Origin of the sequence: Pseudomonas sp. NPDC098740, from assembly GCF_044760065.1 — a bacterium.
In the GTDB taxonomy this organism is placed as follows: Bacteria; Pseudomonadota; Gammaproteobacteria; order Pseudomonadales; family Pseudomonadaceae; genus Aquipseudomonas; species Aquipseudomonas rossensis.
In genome coordinates, this window is the sequence record NZ_JBIWAM010000018.1 from 67,180 (window position 1) to 82,727 (window position 15,548).

The 15,548-nt window shown below is 58.9% G+C and carries 12 protein-coding genes and 1 pseudogene; 3 read left to right on the top strand and 10 right to left on the bottom strand.

What is annotated here, in order from left to right; all coding sequences use genetic code 11:
* Positions 1-7: 7 nt before the first annotated feature.
* The 6 genes from ACIQU2_RS20940 to ACIQU2_RS20965 all read right to left on the bottom strand — a co-directional run bounded on the left by ACIQU2_RS20940 (position 8) and on the right by ACIQU2_RS20965 (position 7,576).
* Positions 8-1,537, bottom strand: a complete 1,530-nt coding sequence (locus ACIQU2_RS20940) for a SulP family inorganic anion transporter (protein WP_403143723.1) — start codon at positions 1,535-1,537, stop codon at positions 8-10.
* A 90-nt stretch (positions 1,538-1,627) separates the two neighbouring features.
* On the bottom strand, positions 1,628-2,359 hold the full coding sequence (locus ACIQU2_RS20945) for a carbonic anhydrase (protein WP_347804245.1): 732 nt from the start codon (positions 2,357-2,359) through the stop codon (positions 1,628-1,630).
* 243 nt (positions 2,360-2,602) lie between these two features.
* Positions 2,603-3,661, bottom strand: coding sequence for a PA0069 family radical SAM protein (locus tag ACIQU2_RS20950; RefSeq protein WP_008152485.1), 1,059 nt, complete (start codon positions 3,659-3,661; stop codon positions 2,603-2,605).
* A gap of 70 nt (positions 3,662-3,731) precedes the next feature.
* Entirely contained in the window at positions 3,732-5,036 is a 1,305-nt protein-coding gene (locus ACIQU2_RS20955; RefSeq protein ID WP_403143726.1) for a c-type cytochrome, read from the bottom strand.
* 12 nt (positions 5,037-5,048) lie between these two features.
* Positions 5,049-6,833: a GMC family oxidoreductase gene (locus tag ACIQU2_RS20960; RefSeq protein ID WP_403143728.1), complete on the bottom strand. Its 1,785-nt coding sequence runs from the start codon at positions 6,831-6,833 to the stop codon at positions 5,049-5,051.
* Positions 6,834-6,835: 2 nt separating this feature from the next.
* Positions 6,836-7,576 carry a gluconate 2-dehydrogenase subunit 3 family protein gene (locus ACIQU2_RS20965; RefSeq protein ID WP_403143729.1) on the bottom strand — a complete coding sequence of 247 codons (741 nt, stop codon included), beginning with the start codon at positions 7,574-7,576 and terminating at the stop codon, positions 6,836-6,838.
* A 299-nt stretch (positions 7,577-7,875) separates the two neighbouring features.
* Between ACIQU2_RS20965 and ACIQU2_RS20970 the strand changes: the two genes are divergently transcribed.
* Positions 7,876-8,520, top strand: a complete 645-nt coding sequence (locus tag ACIQU2_RS20970) for a tyrosine-protein phosphatase (RefSeq protein ID WP_403143731.1) — start codon at positions 7,876-7,878, stop codon at positions 8,518-8,520.
* 9 nt (positions 8,521-8,529) lie between these two features.
* On the opposite strand, the gene ACIQU2_RS20975 is transcribed toward ACIQU2_RS20970, so the two are convergent.
* The 3 genes from ACIQU2_RS20975 to prlC all read right to left on the bottom strand — a co-directional run bounded on the left by ACIQU2_RS20975 (position 8,530) and on the right by prlC (position 13,019).
* The gene (locus ACIQU2_RS20975; protein WP_403143733.1) at positions 8,530-10,572 is read right to left on the bottom strand and encodes a M3 family metallopeptidase; all 2,043 of its coding nucleotides are present in this window, start codon (positions 10,570-10,572) and stop codon (positions 8,530-8,532) included.
* A gap of 111 nt (positions 10,573-10,683) precedes the next feature.
* Positions 10,684-10,971, bottom strand: a complete 288-nt coding sequence (locus tag ACIQU2_RS20980) for a YheV family putative zinc ribbon protein (RefSeq protein WP_008152496.1) — start codon at positions 10,969-10,971, stop codon at positions 10,684-10,686.
* Positions 10,968-13,019 carry an oligopeptidase A gene (prlC, locus tag ACIQU2_RS20985; RefSeq protein WP_403143735.1) on the bottom strand — a complete coding sequence of 684 codons (2,052 nt, stop codon included), beginning with the start codon at positions 13,017-13,019 and terminating at the stop codon, positions 10,968-10,970. The genes ACIQU2_RS20980 and prlC overlap by 4 nt, the downstream gene beginning before the upstream one ends.
* Before the next feature lie 89 nt (positions 13,020-13,108).
* Here prlC and ACIQU2_RS20990 point away from each other — a divergent pair, with 89 nt between their 5' ends.
* Both ACIQU2_RS20990 and ACIQU2_RS20995 read left to right on the top strand, forming a co-directional pair.
* Positions 13,109-13,654: a gamma carbonic anhydrase family protein gene (locus tag ACIQU2_RS20990; protein WP_347804238.1), complete on the top strand. Its 546-nt coding sequence runs from the start codon at positions 13,109-13,111 to the stop codon at positions 13,652-13,654.
* A 44-nt stretch (positions 13,655-13,698) separates the two neighbouring features.
* Positions 13,699-14,348 (top strand): annotated as a pseudogene (locus ACIQU2_RS20995) (HAD family hydrolase).
* Between the two features lie 106 nt (positions 14,349-14,454).
* Here ACIQU2_RS20995 and ACIQU2_RS21000 read toward each other — a convergent pair.
* The gene (locus ACIQU2_RS21000; RefSeq protein WP_403143737.1) at positions 14,455-15,531 is read right to left on the bottom strand and encodes an aminopeptidase; all 1,077 of its coding nucleotides are present in this window, start codon (positions 15,529-15,531) and stop codon (positions 14,455-14,457) included.
* Positions 15,532-15,548: the final 17 nt, after the last annotated feature.

The following is a 15,548-nucleotide window of genomic DNA, read 5'->3' on the forward strand; positions in this document are numbered from 1 at the left end:
ATCTTTTTTAAGCGGCTGCGGAACCGACGCCCGTCGTGGTTCGCAATCGCCCTTCCAACCTGCGCTTCAACCCCCGCGCTTCAATCAACAGTTTTGATCCCTTGGCCGCATTGGCCCGACCCCATTCCTCCAGCAACTCCAGACACGAGTGATCGATGTAGCTCAGGTTATTGAGTGGCACATGCACCGTCGCGCCTGCGGGAATGGTCCCTAGCACCTGGGTCAGTGCCGGCACTTTGAGAAAAGTCGCTGCGCCTATCAATCGCAGTTCCATTTCGCCGTCCTTGGGCAGATCGATCAGGCTGATTTTCAGCCGCGAAGCCTTCCAGGCCAGTTTGGCCAAGGTCAGGCCGAAGCCGATCAGCACGCCGGTCAGCAGGTCGGTGAAGATGATCGCCAGGGCTGTTGCCGCGTAGGTGAACATCGGCATCCGCCCATAACGGCCCAGACCGCGGAAGGCCTTGAGGTCGACCAGTTTGAAACCGGTGTAAACCAGAACGCCCGCCAGGCTCGCCACCGGAATGCTTTGCAGCACGCTGGACAGCAGCAACACGAAAGCCAGCAGCCACAGGCCATGGAAGATCGCCGACAGTCGCGTGGTGGCGCCCGCTTGGACGTTGGCCGAACTGCGCACGATCACGCCGGTCATTGGTAGCGCGCCGAGTAAACCGCAGAGCATGTTGCCTACGCCTTGAGCCGACAATTCCCGGTCGAAGTCTGAGCGCTGGCCGCTGTGCATGCGGTCCACCGCGGCGGCCGAGAGCAGGGTTTCGGCGCTGGCGATAAACGCCACGGCAAATGCGGCAATGAGCAGCGTCGGGTCAGCCAGGTTGAGTAAATCTGCGGGTTTCAGCCAGTCGATGGCTTCCGCCAGGTTGTCTGGGACTTCTACTCGTTTGACCTGCAACGCGAGCACCAGGCTGGCGACGGTCGCCAGGCCTACACCCAGCAGTGCGCCGGGAATGAAGCGCAGGGAATGGGGGCGTAATTTCTCCCACAACCACATCACCGCAATCGTCGACAGCCCGAGCAACCCGGCTTGCCAACCGAAGGAGGGCAAGGCCTGCACGACGGCAGCCGGGAAGGCTGCCAGATTATCCAGCCCCGAGGGCTTGGGCACGGAGTCGAGCATCACATGCACCTGTGACAACACGATCAGCACGCCAATCCCGGCGAGCATGCCGTAGACCACGGCCGGCGCCGTCACCCGAAACCAGCAGCCCAGCTTTAAACGCCCTGCCACCAGTTGCAGAAAACCGGCCAGCAGCAGGATTGGCCCGAGCATGTCGACGCCGTGCTGGCGTACCAGTTCGAACACCAGAACCGCCAAACCGGCCGCCGGGCCGCTGACTTGCAGTGGCGAACCGGCAATCCAGCCCACCACCAGGCCACCGATGATCCCGGTGATCAAGCCTTTGGACGGCGGCAGCCCCGAGGCGATGGCGATGCCCATGCACAAGGGCAGGGCGACGAGAAACACAACCACGGACGCCAGCAGCTCCCGTGGCAGAACAGCTTTAAGTTGAGCAGCACGCATGGTGACTCTCCCGAAGTTTTCTTCAGGCGTGGCGAAGCCAGGCTGCTTGATCAGCAGCCTTGGCTAAACCACACAATAATTTAGGAAGATTTAGAAGCGCGCTTTGGGCGTCGCCACCGGAATCGGATGGCTGCCATCGAGCGGCAGGAAACAGCCCTTGTCCGCATCGTAGGCTCTGATTTCGCTGGTTTCGATGTTGTAGATCCAACCATGGATAAACAGCTGCCCATTGGCCATGCGCGAGGCTACCGACGGGTGCGTGCGCAAATGTTGCAGCTGGGCGATCACATTCTCCTCGGTGAGGACGTGCATGCTTTCGTTTTCGTCAGCGCAATGGCAGTTGTCCTGGACCATGGTTTTTGCCACTTCCGCATGACGCAGCCAGGCTTTGACCGTCGGCATTTTTTCCAGGCTTTGCGGGTTGAGCACTGCGCGCATCGCGCCACAGTCAGAGTGCCCGCAGATGATGATGTGTTGCACGCCGAGGGCCAGTACCGCGTATTCGATTGCCGTGGAAACACCGCCGTTCATTTGCCCATAAGGCGGCACAACGTTGCCCACGTTACGGGTGACGAACAGGTCGCCGGGGGCGCTTTGGGTGATCAGCTCAGGAACGATGCGCGAATCGGCGCAGGCGATGAACATCGCTCTGGGGCTCTGGGCCGTGGCAAGTTTTTTGAAGAGTTCTTCCTGCTGTGGAAAAACCTCGTGATGAAAATGCAAAAAGCCGTCAACGATATGCTGCAGCGCTGCATCGGCGGTTTCCGCCTCCGGTTGGGCTGAAGCCGACGCAGCCAACGGCTGTTTATCCTTGTCACTCATGATTCATCCTCTTTGGCGGAGTCAGGGAATTTTCCCGTTTTTTCCGGTGTGAAGCCAGTGGCTGTTTAAAAAACATCCAGGTTGAGAATCTAGACCTGTCAGTCACTCGATGAACAAGGTAGCGGTCGAAACTTAACTCAAACTGAATAAAACGCTCTAGAACGCGTGTTCCATGTCACAAAAAACGTGACCGGTGTAGTGGCAAAGTGCATTTCACCCTACTCAACCATAGACCAATTGTCCTCAAATCAACGACATCTGGCGACCCGGCGGACAGAAGGCTTCGCAGTCCAGATTGAAACCTTCCCGACGATTGAGCCCCAGGCGTTTGATGGTTTTGGCAAAGCGTTGCGCCAGCAGATCGGCAAACGGCCCTTCGCCACGCATCCTGGCACCGAAGCGACTGTCGTAGAGCTCGCCACCACGGCTCTGACGAATCAGGCTCAACACATGAGCGGCACGCTGAGGATAGTGGGCCGCCAGCCATTCTTCGAACAGCGGCGCAACTTCCAGCGGCAGGCGCAGCATCATGTAGGCCGCACTTTGCGCCCCCGCGGCATGAGCTTCGGTGAGCAGGCTTTCGAGTTCGCTGTCGTTGATCATCGGAATCATCGGCGAGCACAGAACGCCCACCGGAATTCCCGCTTCACGCATCACGCGGATCGCCCGCAACCGAGCCTTGGGTGCCGCGGCGCGCGGTTCGAGGATGCGTTTGAGCTCATCGTCCAGGGTGGTGAGGCTGATCATCACCGCCACCAGCCTTTGCTCGGCGAGTTCGGCCAGCAGGTCCAGATCCCGAAGAATCAGCGAGCCCTTGGTAATGATGGTCACGGGATGGCGATAGCGCAGCAGCACTTCGAGGGTTTTGCGGGTGATTTTGTGTTCGCGTTCAATCGGTTGATAAGGGTCCGTATTGGAGCCCAGATTGATCGGCGCACATTGATAGCCGCGCTTGGACAGTTGTTCTTCCAGCACATCGGCGGCGTTGGTCTTGGCGATCAGTTTGGTTTCGAAATCCAGCCCTGGCGACATGTCCCAATAAGCGTGGCTGGGCCGCGCGTAGCAATAGATGCAGCCGTGCTCGCAGCCGCGATAGGGATTGATCGAACGATCGAAGGGCAAGTCCGGCGAGTTGTTGCGAGTGATGATGGTTTTCGCCGTTTCGATGCGCACCTCGGTGCCCTGGGTGATCGGCGCTTCCTGATACCAGCCGTCATCCTCGGCCACCGAGCGATTCGGCGCGAAGCGGTTGTGCGGGTTGGTCGCGGTACCGCGGCCGCGCGGGGGAAGAGGGGTGGACATGAAAACGCCTCTGTACTGTTTTTATATACAGTATAGGGGCGTTATTCATCTGGCTAGTGCCGCTGGGCAGTCAGTTTTTCTGGGTGACTTGCCCTAGATCGTCTGCCGACGTGGTCTTCATATCATTCGTGCGCAGGTCTGCTACTTCGCTCGCCTTGACCGGCGAGCCGCCGTTGCCCCAGCTGCTGCGGATAAAACTGACCACATCCGCCACTTCCTGATCCGACAGGCGCCAGGCGAACCCCGGCATCGTGAAGGTCGAAGGCGCCATGTGGGTCGCCGGCAGCGTACCGCCCTTGAGCACGATGTGAATCAGCGACGTCGGATCCTCCGACTGCAACACCGGGTTGCCTGCCAGCGCCGGGAACACTTTGGTGTAGCCATGGCCATCGGTACGGTGACAGGCCGCGCAGTTGTCGATGTACACCGAAGCGCCGCGCTTGCTGTCGTCCCCGTTCCACAGTGCCTGTGCGATCTGTTTGTCGTACTGGTGCGGTTGGTCGTCTGGATCATTTGCCGGCAAGGACTTGAGGTAACGGGCAATCGCGGTGAGATCGTTGTTGGTCATGTATTGCATGCTGTGCGTCACCACATCACTCATGCCACCAAACACTGCGCTGCGATCACTGCGACCGGTCTTGAGGAACTGCACCAGTTGTTCTTCGCTCCAGCTGCCGAGGCCGTCCTTGTGATCGCCCCGCAGACTTTTCGCGATCCAGCCTTCCAATGGCGCACTGCCTGACAGAAATGCGCTGCCTTCGCCTGCATTCAGGGCTTTTTCCTGCATGGTCAGGGCACGCGGCGTATGGCACGCGCCACAATGTCCGAGGCCTTCCACCAGATAAGCCCCACGACTGACCGCGGCATCTTCGCCGGGTGCCGCTTTGTAGTCCGCCACAGCCGGGGAAAACATCCAGCGCCAGCCCGCAAGCGGCCAGCGCATGCTCAAAGGCCAGGGGATGTCGCTGTCCTTGTTCTCCTGAGCGACCGGCGCTACGCCGTGCATAAAGTAGGCGTACAAGGCTTTCATGTCGGTTTCGTTGACGCTGGCGTAGGACGGATACGGCATGGCCGGGTACAACGTACTACCGTTTTTGGCGACGCCATGGCGCACGGCTTTGTCGAAATCCTCAAAGCTATAGTCAGCCAGGCCGGTTTTATCCGGTGTGATATTGGTGGAGTAGATCGTCCCGATCGGCGTTTCCATCGGCAGGCCGCCAGCGAACGGCTTGCCGTCCTTGGCGGTGTGGCAGGCCACGCAGTCACCCGCTCGGGCGAGGTACTCGCCTTGTTTGATCAGGTTTTGATCGATTTCTTCGGCGTTGATCGAGCTACAACCGAGCAGCGCCAGAGTCGCGATAACAAGTGCTTTCATGGTCATCGCTCCTTAAGCCTGAACCAGCGGGCCGGGATTTTTCAGGTACTGCTCGCGGATCGCCCGGGCCGACCAGTAGGTCAAAGCTGCCACCAGGCCGGTAGGGTTGTAGCCCAGACCTTGTGGGAAAGCTGACGCTCCTGGGACGAAAACGTTGTGTACGTCCCAGCTCTGCAAGTAACGGTTCAGGGCGCTGGTTTTCGGATGGGTGCCCATGATCGCGCCACCGTTGAGGTGGGTGGTCTGGTAAGACGCGGTGTTGAAGTGATCGCCAACCTTCTTGCCAATCACGGCGATGGCTTTGGGGCCCATCGCTTCGGCGATCTTGCCCATTTTTTCGACCATGAAGCGGTTCATCTTGATGTCGTTTTCCTGCCAGTCGAAGGTCATCCGCAACAGCGGCAAGCCGTAGGCATCGCGGTACACCGGGTCCAGATCGAGGTAGTTGCCGCGGTAGGATTGATGCGCGCCGTGGGCATCCATCGACACTTGATGGGTGTAGTAATCGGCGGTGGCACGTTTCCAGGCACTGCCCCAGGCCGGGGTGCCCGGCGGGTTGGATGTGCCTGCGATCGGTCGGCTGCCGGCCTGGTTGACCCACATCGGCGAGCCGCCGACAAAACCATGGGGCCCGTGATCGAAGTTGTCGGCGTTGAAGTCGTCCACCGCCACGCCGTTACCGCCGGCACCCATAAAGTTATTGGTGTGGGTGTCTTTGTCGAAGTAGGCCTTGATGGTGGCCATGTTCTGGTAAGCGAAGTTCTTGCCGACAACGCCTTCGCCGCTGATCGGGTCGTACGGCTTGCCGATACCCGAAAGCAACATCAGCCGCACATTGTGGAACTGGAAGGCACCGAGGATCACCAGGTCCGCGGGCTGCTCGATCTCCCGGCCCTGGCCATCGATGTAGGTGACGCCTGTCGCCTTGCTCTTGGTGCTGTCGAGATTGACCCGCAATACGTGGGAGTTGGGCCGCAGCTCGAAATTGGGCAGCGGTTTGAGCGCCGGCAGAATGTTTACGTTCGGCGATGCCTTGGAATACATGTAGCAGACATAGCCGCTGCAAAAACCGCAGAAGTTGCACGGGCCCATCTGTGCGCCGTAGGGGTTGGTGTAGGGGCCTGACGTATTGGCAGAGGGCAGGTTGTAGGGTTTGTAACCCACTGCGGTGGCCGCTTTCTGAAACAGCTGTGCGGAAACAGTGTTCTTCTGCGATTCCAGCGGGAAATGATTCGAACGATCCGGCGCGTACGGGTTGCCGCCCTTGCCTTCGCCGACCAACTGACCGTTCACCGTCCAGGCCTGACCCGACGTGCCAAAGACCTTCTCGGCGTAATCGAAAAACGGTTCCAGCTCTTCATAGCTGACGCCGAAGTCCTGGATGGTCATGTCCTTGGGGATGAAGCTTTTGCCGTAGCGTTCTTCGTAGTGGCTGCGCATGCGCAACTCGATCGGGTCGACCCGAAAGTGCACGCCGGACCAGTGCAAACCGGCGCCGCCGACACCATTGCCGGGCAGGAAAGCGCCCAGTTGGCGGTTCGGCAACGCGATGTCATTCACGCTATGGCGAATGGTCACGGTCTCTTTGGAAATGTCCTGGAAGAGTTTTTTACGCACGCTGTAGGTGAGTTCGTCGATCACCTGTGGATAGTTGCCATCGGGATAAGTGTCCTGCATCGGCCCGCGCTCCAGCGCCAGCACATTCAGGCCGGCTTCTGTCAGCTCCTTGGCCATGATTGCGCCCGTCCAGCCAAAACCGACGATCACTGCGTCGACCTTCTTCATTACCGTTGCCATGCTTACGCCCTCTCGCCGCGAATCGAAACTGCCGGGAAGGGGTATTGCTCGTTGCGTTCCACCCAATCCATGAAATCGGCGCGGGCGCCGGGGAAGCCGATCATGGTCCAGCCGACCATGCCTTTGTTGCCGCCGTGAATCGGGTCGCAGAAGAACCCTTCTTTGGTGTTTTGCAGCAGCAGGTTGAAGAAAACCTTCGCTGGAACACTGTCGAACTGAGGTTTTCCGGCCTCGAGTTGTTTGAGTAAATAGTCTCGGGTAGCGCTGTCTTGCTCAGCAAATACTTTACCGTTGAACGTTTTCGACCAAGCATCCGTCGCGGCGATGCCCAGGCGATAAATCTCTTTGGGCACCAGTTTGCTCTGCCAGCCCATTTCCGGAGCAGCGTCTGCGTTGAATGGTCCCTGCATGAACCACAGCGCGCCGGCCGCGTAAGGCGTATTCATCTGGCGGTCGATGTATTCGGGCACACCGGCTTCCAGGGCGCCTGGCCCTTGGGCATCGCTCGGAATCAGCTGGGCGACAGCCGCCTGGATGAACGTCCATTCTTCGGTGGTGAAGTAGCTGGGTTCATAGGTGCTGGTGCTGACCGGCTCTTTGCCGGAACTGGCCGGGGCTGCTTCGGGCGCGGCCATCAGGACCGTGCTACCCAGACCGGTGCTGGCAACGGTGACCACCGGGATCAAGGTCAGGGATTTGCGCAAAAACTCACGCCGCGGGTTGTCTCGATCTTGATCGGACATAGGAGGGCACCTCATCAGGCATAGCGGTTTTTCAGCCGTCTCGCAGGACGGCTTTTCGTTTTGGCACCGATGCAGATCGCCAACAAGCGGAGAGCAATAGGGCGCATCGGTAATATGGAGAAACAAATGGTAGCAGGCTAAGCATAAAGATGAACCGATTCAGCTAAAAAACCTCGGTTTTGCGACGAAAGCGATCGGCTGATTCACGATTCTTTGACAGAGGGGTCACAGGCCTTTGACCGCTCGGGGTTGAAGCTGGGCGTCATCTTCCCGATTCTTCCTGAACGGTCACTCCCAGCATGTCTCTACTGCGTTGTGTCTTAGCGATTTACCTGTCGCTGGCCGCACTTTTGAACCTGCCGCTGGCCCTTGCCGACGACAGTGCGTTGCCCCGACCTGCGGAGTGGGCTCAATCGGTCGAGGTGCAATACAACCTTTTCAAAATGTCCCCGACGCTCTATCGCAGTGCATTGCCCGACAGAGGCTCAGTGCCGTTACTGGAAAAACTCAAGGTCGGGACGGTAATCACGTTCCTGCCCGAGTCGGATTCAAGCTGGTTGTCGACGCCAGGTATCGCACAGGTACAGCTGCCCTATCGCACCAACCATGTGGATGATGCGGATGTACTCAAAGCCCTTCGCGCGATCCAGACTGCCGAAGCCAAGGGACCGGTGCTGATGCACTGCAAGCATGGTTCGGACCGCACGGGCCTGATGGTGGCCATGTACCGGGTCGTGGTGCAGGGCTGGAGCAAGGAAGACGCCCTGAGCGAAATGACCCAGGGCGGCTTTGGTGACAGCACTCATTTCAAGGACGGCGTCCGTTACATGATGCAGGTCGATGTCGACAAGCTCCGCACCGCGTTGGCCAACGGCGATTGCAGCACGAGTCCGTTCGCCAGTTGTTCGATGAAGAGCTGGTTCAAATCGGCCCACGTCGAGTAAACCGTTGCCTCAGCGGGTAACGGCCTCTGACGAAAGCGCGAACAGATCTTCGGCGATCGGCCGTTCAAGAAACGCTTCCAGGGCGGTCAGCAAGGAGCGCGAATCGCCCGGAGAAAAAAACGCCTCGCGAAAGACTCGCCCTGTTTGCGCATTGAAGACCCCGTCCTGACGGAATCGCTTGAAGGCTTCGTTGGCCAGTACGCCTGACCACGTGTAGGCGTAAACGGAGGCGGCGTAACCGGTCACCATGTAGTCAAAGCCGTTTGCGAACCGACAATAAGACGGCAGTTGCACGTGGGGAATCTCCTGCTGAACGTCTTCGAATACTTGCTGGGTGCTACGACCATCGCCTTGGCTGCGGTGCAATTCGAAATCGCACATTGCACCCATCAGCAAGAGTGCGGTTTGCCGGCTGGTCCGGGTTTCGAGGGCTGCCAGTACCGCGTCTACCCGCGCCTCGGTCAAGCGTTCACCGCTTTGGTGGTGGGCACCGAGCCATAATAGAAACTCCCGTGACAGGCACCACTGCTCGAATACTTGCCCTGCGAACTCCACCGTATCGCGCCCCAGTTGGGAAATGCCGGAAAGGTTGTGATGCGGCGAACTCGTCAGCACGTGTTGCAGACAGTGACCGAATTCATGAAAAAGCGTCCGCAGATCCTTGTGCTCAAGCAGGCACGGATGGCCGTCGACCCCAGGCGTGAAGTTGCAGTGAAGATCGGCAATCGGTAGCGCTGCGCGGCCTTCGGCGTTTCTTCGTCGGTTTCGCAGCGTGCCGGTCCAGGCGTAATCCGGAGCTTCTTTGCGGTGGAACGGGTCAAGATAAATATGCCCGATGGTCTGACCATGCTCGCTGATCTCAAACAGGCGCACGTCGTTATGCCAGCGACTGAATTCAGCCTGCTCAAGGATCCGGATCCCGAACAGCCGTTCGCAGAACAGGCAGAGTCGTCGCAAGGTGCCGTCCAGAGGGAAATAGTCGCGCAGATTCTTCAGGGCTTCAGGGAAACGATGGTGGCGCAGTTGTTCAGCGAGAAATTCGTGGTCCCAGGCGTGTACTTCAGAGATGCCCCGTTCGAGCGCAAACTCTTGTAGCTCCTTTGAATCCCGTGCAAGGGTCGGTGTGTTCAATGTCACTTGCCGACGCAGGAAACTACGAACTTGATCGGTGGACTCGGCCGCTGCGGTGGCCAGACGCAGTTGCGCGAAATTATCGAAACCTAGCAGTTTGGCTTTCTGGTGGCGCAGCGAAAGCAGCAACGTCAGTACAGGATCATTATCGAACTCGTCGGCATGCGGGCCTTGATCGGACGCGCGCGTGGAGTACGCCACGAAATATTCTTCTCGCAATGCCCGATTTTCGGCGTACCTCATGATTTGCTGGTAGGTGTTTTCATCCAGGGGAATCAGCCAGCCTTCATGTCCTGCTTCTTTGGCCAGGTGTCTCAGACGATTTTTTACGGTGGGGTATAAACCTTCCAGTACCGCAACGTCATCGACGTGCTTGGTCCATGCAGCGTTGGCGCTTTTCAGATGGATGAGAAACAGCTCTTCGAGCCGATCAATGTCGAGGTTCAATCGGGCCAGCTTTTCCCGCTGCTTCAGGGGCAAGCCGATTCCCGACAATTGAAACTTGCGCAGAATCTTGGCCAGCGCTGCCTTGCGCGGTTCATCGAAGTTGAGGGCGATTGAACTGTTCGCCAACCGCTGGTATGCGTCAAACAACGCACGATTGCTCATTCTTTCGGATCGGTACTGCGCCCCAGCGTCGCTGCACGCAGCAGCTGCCGTGTTCCAGGCGGTATCGTTGTGTTTCGCCATCGACAGGATCTGGATGATGCCCAAAGCCTCGCCCAGGCGCGCATCGATTTCATCGATGGCCAGAACCAGGTCATCCCAATTGGGGAATACGGATTGGCTGGTGATGGTTTCGGCAATGACCTGCCGGTTGTCGGTAATGATGGCTGTGATTGCCGGCACGAGGTGTTCGGTGCGGACCTCCGACCAGGGCGGCAGGTCCCAGGCCTGTAAAAGCGGATTGGTATCGGGCATGGCGTCTTCCTTGAGCAGAGGCTGAATGTGGTCAGCCTATAAAGGAAGCGCAGGGGAAAGGTGGTAGATAGTTACCACCCCCACACCGCAAGGTGTGGTGGTGGCGGTGACTCAGTGTTGCTCGTCAGGCTTTTTCTTCAGCTTCGGGTTCGGGAAAAACTGCACGGCCTGAACCTTGGCGTCCGGTACTTTCAGCGCTGAAGTGTTGACTCGCGTGCCCAATTCCTTGGGCACAGACAGGCCTTGTTCATTCAGCGTGTCGGAATAACCGCAGGCCACGCACTCGCGGTGCGGGACTTCGTCTTCGTTCCACATCATCAACTTGTCCGGCTCGCTGCAGGCCGGGCAGACCGCCCCGGCGATAAAGCGTTTTTTGGTAATCACAGGCCCCTCACTCATGCTGCAGCGACCTCACTCAGGCCGCTGTGGCGCAAGAGTGCGTCAATCGACGGCGGGCGTCCGCGGAAGTCGACGAACAGCACCATCGGCTCCTGGGAACCACCGCGCGCCAGGATCGCTTCGCGGAAGGCGCGGCCGGTCTCGGCGTTGAGCACGCCTTCTTCTTCGAATTTCGAGAAGGCATCTGCCGACAGCACTTCAGCCCATTTGTAGCTGTAGTAGCCCGCCGCATAACCGCCGGCGAAGATGTGCGCAAAGCTGTTCGGGAAACGGTTGTAGGCCGGTGGACGCATGACCGACACCTCGTCGCGCACACCTTCAAGTACCTGCGCCACGCTACGGCCGTCACCGTGGGTGGCGTGCAGGTCGAAGTCGAATAGCGAGAACTCCAGCTGACGAACCATCATCAGCCCGGACTGGAAGTTCTTCGCCGCGAGCATTTTCTCCAGCAGGTCCTGAGGCAGCGGTTCGCCGGTTTCGTAGTGGCCGGAAATCAGCGCCAGACCTTCCGGCTCCCAGCACCAGTTTTCCATGAACTGGCTTGGCAGCTCGACCGCATCCCAGGCCACGCCGTTGATGCCGGATACGCCGGCGTGTTCAACGCGGGTCAACAGGTGATGCAGGCCGTGACCGAATTCGTGGAACAGGGTGGTCACTTCATCGTGGGTCAGCAGCGCTGGTTTGCCGCTGTCGGCCGGGGTGAAGTTGCACACCAGGTTCGCCACCGGACTTTGCAATACGCCGCTGATCGTGCGGCGACGGTCACGGGCGCCGTCCATCCAGGCACCGCCACGCTTGTTGGCGCGGGCGTAGAGGTCGAAGAAGAAGCGGCCGACGTGCTGGCCGTTTTCCTTGATTTCAAACAGGCGAACATCCGGGTGCCAGGTGTCGAAGCCTTTCTGCTCGGCGATTTCAATGCCGTACAGACGCTGGACAATAGCGAACAGACCGCCCAGCACTTTATCGATCGGGAAGTAAGCGCGAAGGGCTTCCTGGGCCACGCTGTAGCGCTGCTCGCGAAGCTTTTCACCGTAAAAACCGCTGTCCCAGCTTTGCAGGTCCGGGCAGCCTTGTTCGGCGGCGTACGCCTTGAGCTGTTCCAGATCCAGGGTGGCGAACGGCTTGCTGCGCGTGGCCAGATCGCGCAGGAAACTCAGCACTTGATCGCTCGATTCGGCCATTTTGGTGGCCAGGCTCAGCTCCGAGAAGCTGGCGAAACCGAGCAGCTTGGCCAGTTCCTGACGCAGACCGAGGATGTCTTCCATGACCGGGCCGTTATCATTCTGACCGGCATTCGGGCCTTGGTCCGACGCTCGGGTGCAGTAGGCGGCGTAGACTTCTTCGCGCAGGGCGCGGTCCTGGGCGTAGGTCATCACCGCGTAGTAGCTCGGGAATTCCAGGGTGATCAGGAAGCCGTCCAGGCCTTTGGCCTGTGCAGCCGCGGCCATTTGCGCCTTGGCCGAATCGGTCAGGCCGGCGAGGGCGGCTTCATCAGTGACGTGCTTGGTCCAGGCCTGAGTGGCGTCGAGCAGCTGGTTGGAGAAGCGGCTGCCCAGCTCCGACAATTTGCTCTGCACTTCGGCGTAACGCTTCTGTTCGGCTTCCGGCAGGTCGATACCCGACAAACGGAAGTCACGCAGGGAGTGTTCCAGGATAGTTTTCTGCGCCACGTCGAAACCGGCAGCTTCGGGACTGTTGGCCAGCGCTTCGAATGCTTCGAACAACTCGCGGTTCTGCCCCAGTTCGGTGGAATAGGCGCTCAGGGCCGGCAGGCATGATTCGTAGGCTTCGCGCAGTTCGGCGCTATTGCACACGGCATTCAGGTGGCTGACCGGGCTCCAGGCGGCGCCCAGTCGATCATTCAGTTCGTCCATCGCCAGCACCAACCCGGCCCAGGTCGGTTGTTTGCCCTGGGTTTTGAGGATCTCGATAATGGCGGTGCGGTTGTCAGCCAGGATCTGGTCAATGGCCGGTTGCACGTGTTCGGCACGGATCGCCGAGAACGGCGGCAGGTCGTAGGACTGCAAAAGAGGGTTGTTCACGCTCACGGTTGGCACCTTGGCTGGAAGAAACATTGCGCCATCTTAATTACAATCGACGCTCACCGCAGCTATCAGCAAAAGAGAGAGAGCCTATCGTGACCCTTCGCAAGTATCAGAACCACACGCCGCTACTGGGTAAAGGCGCCTTTGTCGATGGTTCGGCGGTGGTGATCGGCGACGTCGAAATCGGCGAAGACAGCTCCGTCTGGCCGCTGACGGTGATCCGCGGCGACATGCACCGCATCCGCATCGGTGCGCGCACCAGTGTTCAGGATGGCAGCGTGCTGCACATTACCCACGCCGGGCCGTTCAATCCCGATGGCTTTCCGTTGTTGATTGGCGACGACGTGACCATCGCGCATAAAGTGATGCTTCACGGTTGCAGCGTGGGCAGCCGGGTTTTGATCGGCATGGGCAGCATCGTCATGGACGGCGCGGTGGTCGAGGACGATGTGATCATCGGTGCTGGCAGCCTGGTGTCGCCGGGCAAGCGCCTGGAAAGCGGCTTCCTTTATGTGGGTAGCCCGGTGAGACAGGTTCGGCCGCTGACTGACAAGGAAAAAGCCTTTTTCACCTACAGCGCGGCGAATTACGTGAAGCTCAAGAATTTGCATCTGGCCGAAGGCTACGATCAGCTCTAAATCCCTAGTAACAAAAAGCGTCCGGCACTTGCTCAGGAATTTTCATGCATTACCAAACCGTATTGTTCGACCTCGATGGCACGCTGACGGATCCACGGGAAGGCATCACCCGTTCGATCCAGTTCGCCTTGAGCAAACTGGGCATCGATGAGCCCGACCTGACCAAACTTGAACACTTCATTGGCCCGCCGTTGTTGCAGGCGTTCATGCAGTTCTACGACTTCGACGAGCCCAAGGCCTGGGAAGCGGTCAACTTCTATCGCGAACGCTTCAAGGTCACCGGACTGTATGAGAACCGCGTATTCGACGGCGTCACACCACTGTTGGAAACCCTCGGCGGGCAGGGGCGACAGCTGTACATCGCGACGTCCAAACCTTGGATTTTGCCCGGGAAATTGCCCGGCACTTCGACTTCGCCAAGCACTTCAAAGTGATCTATGGCAGCGAACTGGATGGAACCCGGACCAACAAAGTCGAGCTGATCGCCCACTTGATGGCCGAAGAAGGCCTAGACCCGGCCAACACCCTGATGATCGGCGACCGTAAACACGACCTGATCGGTGCACGCAGCAACGGGCTGGATGCGGCGGCGGTGGGGTACGGTTTTGGCAGTCGGGAAGAGTTGAACGCTGAAGCACCGGTTTATCACTTCGAGACGCTGGAAGAGATGCATCAGGCGTTTTTGCAGCGATAGTTCAATCGCCTTCGCGAGCAGGCTCGCTCCCACATTGGACTTGTATTCGCAGATCTAATGTGGGAGCGAGCCTGCTCGCGAAGAGGCCCGCTCCGCCACTGAAGTTTTATGCTCCAACCAATGTCTTCAAAGCCGCCTTACGTTCTGCAACCGGCAACGCACCGAGCTTCTCGACCGATGCATAAAACTTCACCCAATCCCCACCCTCTTGCCTGAACAACGCCGCAAACGCCGGCACCCATTGGTCGTACAGCCCAAATGGCAACAGCCGGGCATTGTTCATCGGCGCATTGATCCACGCGTCATAGCGTTTGTCCCCAGCCCATTGGCTGTCGCGCAGCTGCCGGTATTCACTCCGCAATCGTTCGAACTCGTCGGCTTTGCGCTGGCGCATCTGGTCGGCGGGCAGGGGCAGGGTGTACAGCCGTTCAATTCGCGTGCGGGTATCCAGAACCAATTGAATGAACTGGTCCCGTTGCTGCACCTGCGCGCCGCTGTCTGGCGCCAGGCCGCGGAATGCACGCCATTGGCGGGTGCCTTCCTGTTCGACGAAGGTAGCGAAAGACTCATTGAACTCGGTGTCGTCCTTCACATAAAAACGTTGATGCGCCAGTTCATGGAAGATCAGCGTGGCCAATCGTTCGTCACCCCAGGCCATCATCGAACTGATAATCGGATCGTTGAACCAGCCGAGCGTCGAATAAGCCTCGACGCCGCCGATCGACACGTCCATACCTTGCAATCGTTGCAACGCAGCTTCACCGCGGGCCGCGCTCTGACTGTAATAACCGCGGTAGGCGACGCAACCGGCGATCGGGAAGCAATGGTTCTGTGGTGTCAGGGAAAATTCCGGCGTGGCAAACACGTTCCAGACTACGAACGGCCGGCCAATGTCGGCGTACAAACGGTAACTCTGGTTATCCGGCAGCTGCAGCTGTTGGCTGGCGAACGTGCGGGCCTTCTGCGATTGAGTCAGGTGCGCACGCAATAGTTGATCGCGACCGGGATCGGCAATCACTCTGGAAACCGGCTCGCGTGCCCGCAGCAATTGCAGCTGACCACTGGCCAATTGGCCGTAATAGCTGACGCCGGCGCAACCGTTGAGAAACAAAAACAACACACCCGGAAACAAAATGCGTAAAACGCGATCAAGTAACCCAAGGCTTGGAAGCGGCCTGATCAAAATGAATCATCCCTGGA

Bases quoted from the DNA above. Each gene is read 5' to 3' on its own strand.
- ACIQU2_RS20960 (WP_403143728.1), bottom strand. From the start codon at position 6,833: ATGGCAACGGTAATGAAGAAGGTCGACGCAGTGATCGTCGGTTTTGGC.
- ACIQU2_RS20940 (WP_403143723.1), bottom strand. From the start codon at position 1,537: ATGCGTGCTGCTCAACTTAAAGCTGTTCTGCCACGGGAGCTGCTGGCG.
- ACIQU2_RS20980 (WP_008152496.1), bottom strand. From the start codon at position 10,971: ATGAGTGAGGGGCCTGTGATTACCAAAAAACGCTTTATCGCCGGGGCG.
- ACIQU2_RS20965 (WP_403143729.1), bottom strand. From the start codon at position 7,576: ATGTCCGATCAAGATCGAGACAACCCGCGGCGTGAGTTTTTGCGCAAA.
- ACIQU2_RS20975 (WP_403143733.1), bottom strand. From the start codon at position 10,572: ATGCCCGATACCAATCCGCTTTTACAGGCCTGGGACCTGCCGCCCTGG.
- ACIQU2_RS20955 (WP_403143726.1), bottom strand. From the start codon at position 5,036: ATGAAAGCACTTGTTATCGCGACTCTGGCGCTGCTCGGTTGTAGCTCG.
- ACIQU2_RS20970 (WP_403143731.1), top strand. From the start codon at position 7,876: ATGTCTCTACTGCGTTGTGTCTTAGCGATTTACCTGTCGCTGGCCGCA.
- ACIQU2_RS20950 (WP_008152485.1), bottom strand. From the start codon at position 3,661: ATGTCCACCCCTCTTCCCCCGCGCGGCCGCGGTACCGCGACCAACCCG.
- ACIQU2_RS20945 (WP_347804245.1), bottom strand. From the start codon at position 2,359: ATGAGTGACAAGGATAAACAGCCGTTGGCTGCGTCGGCTTCAGCCCAA.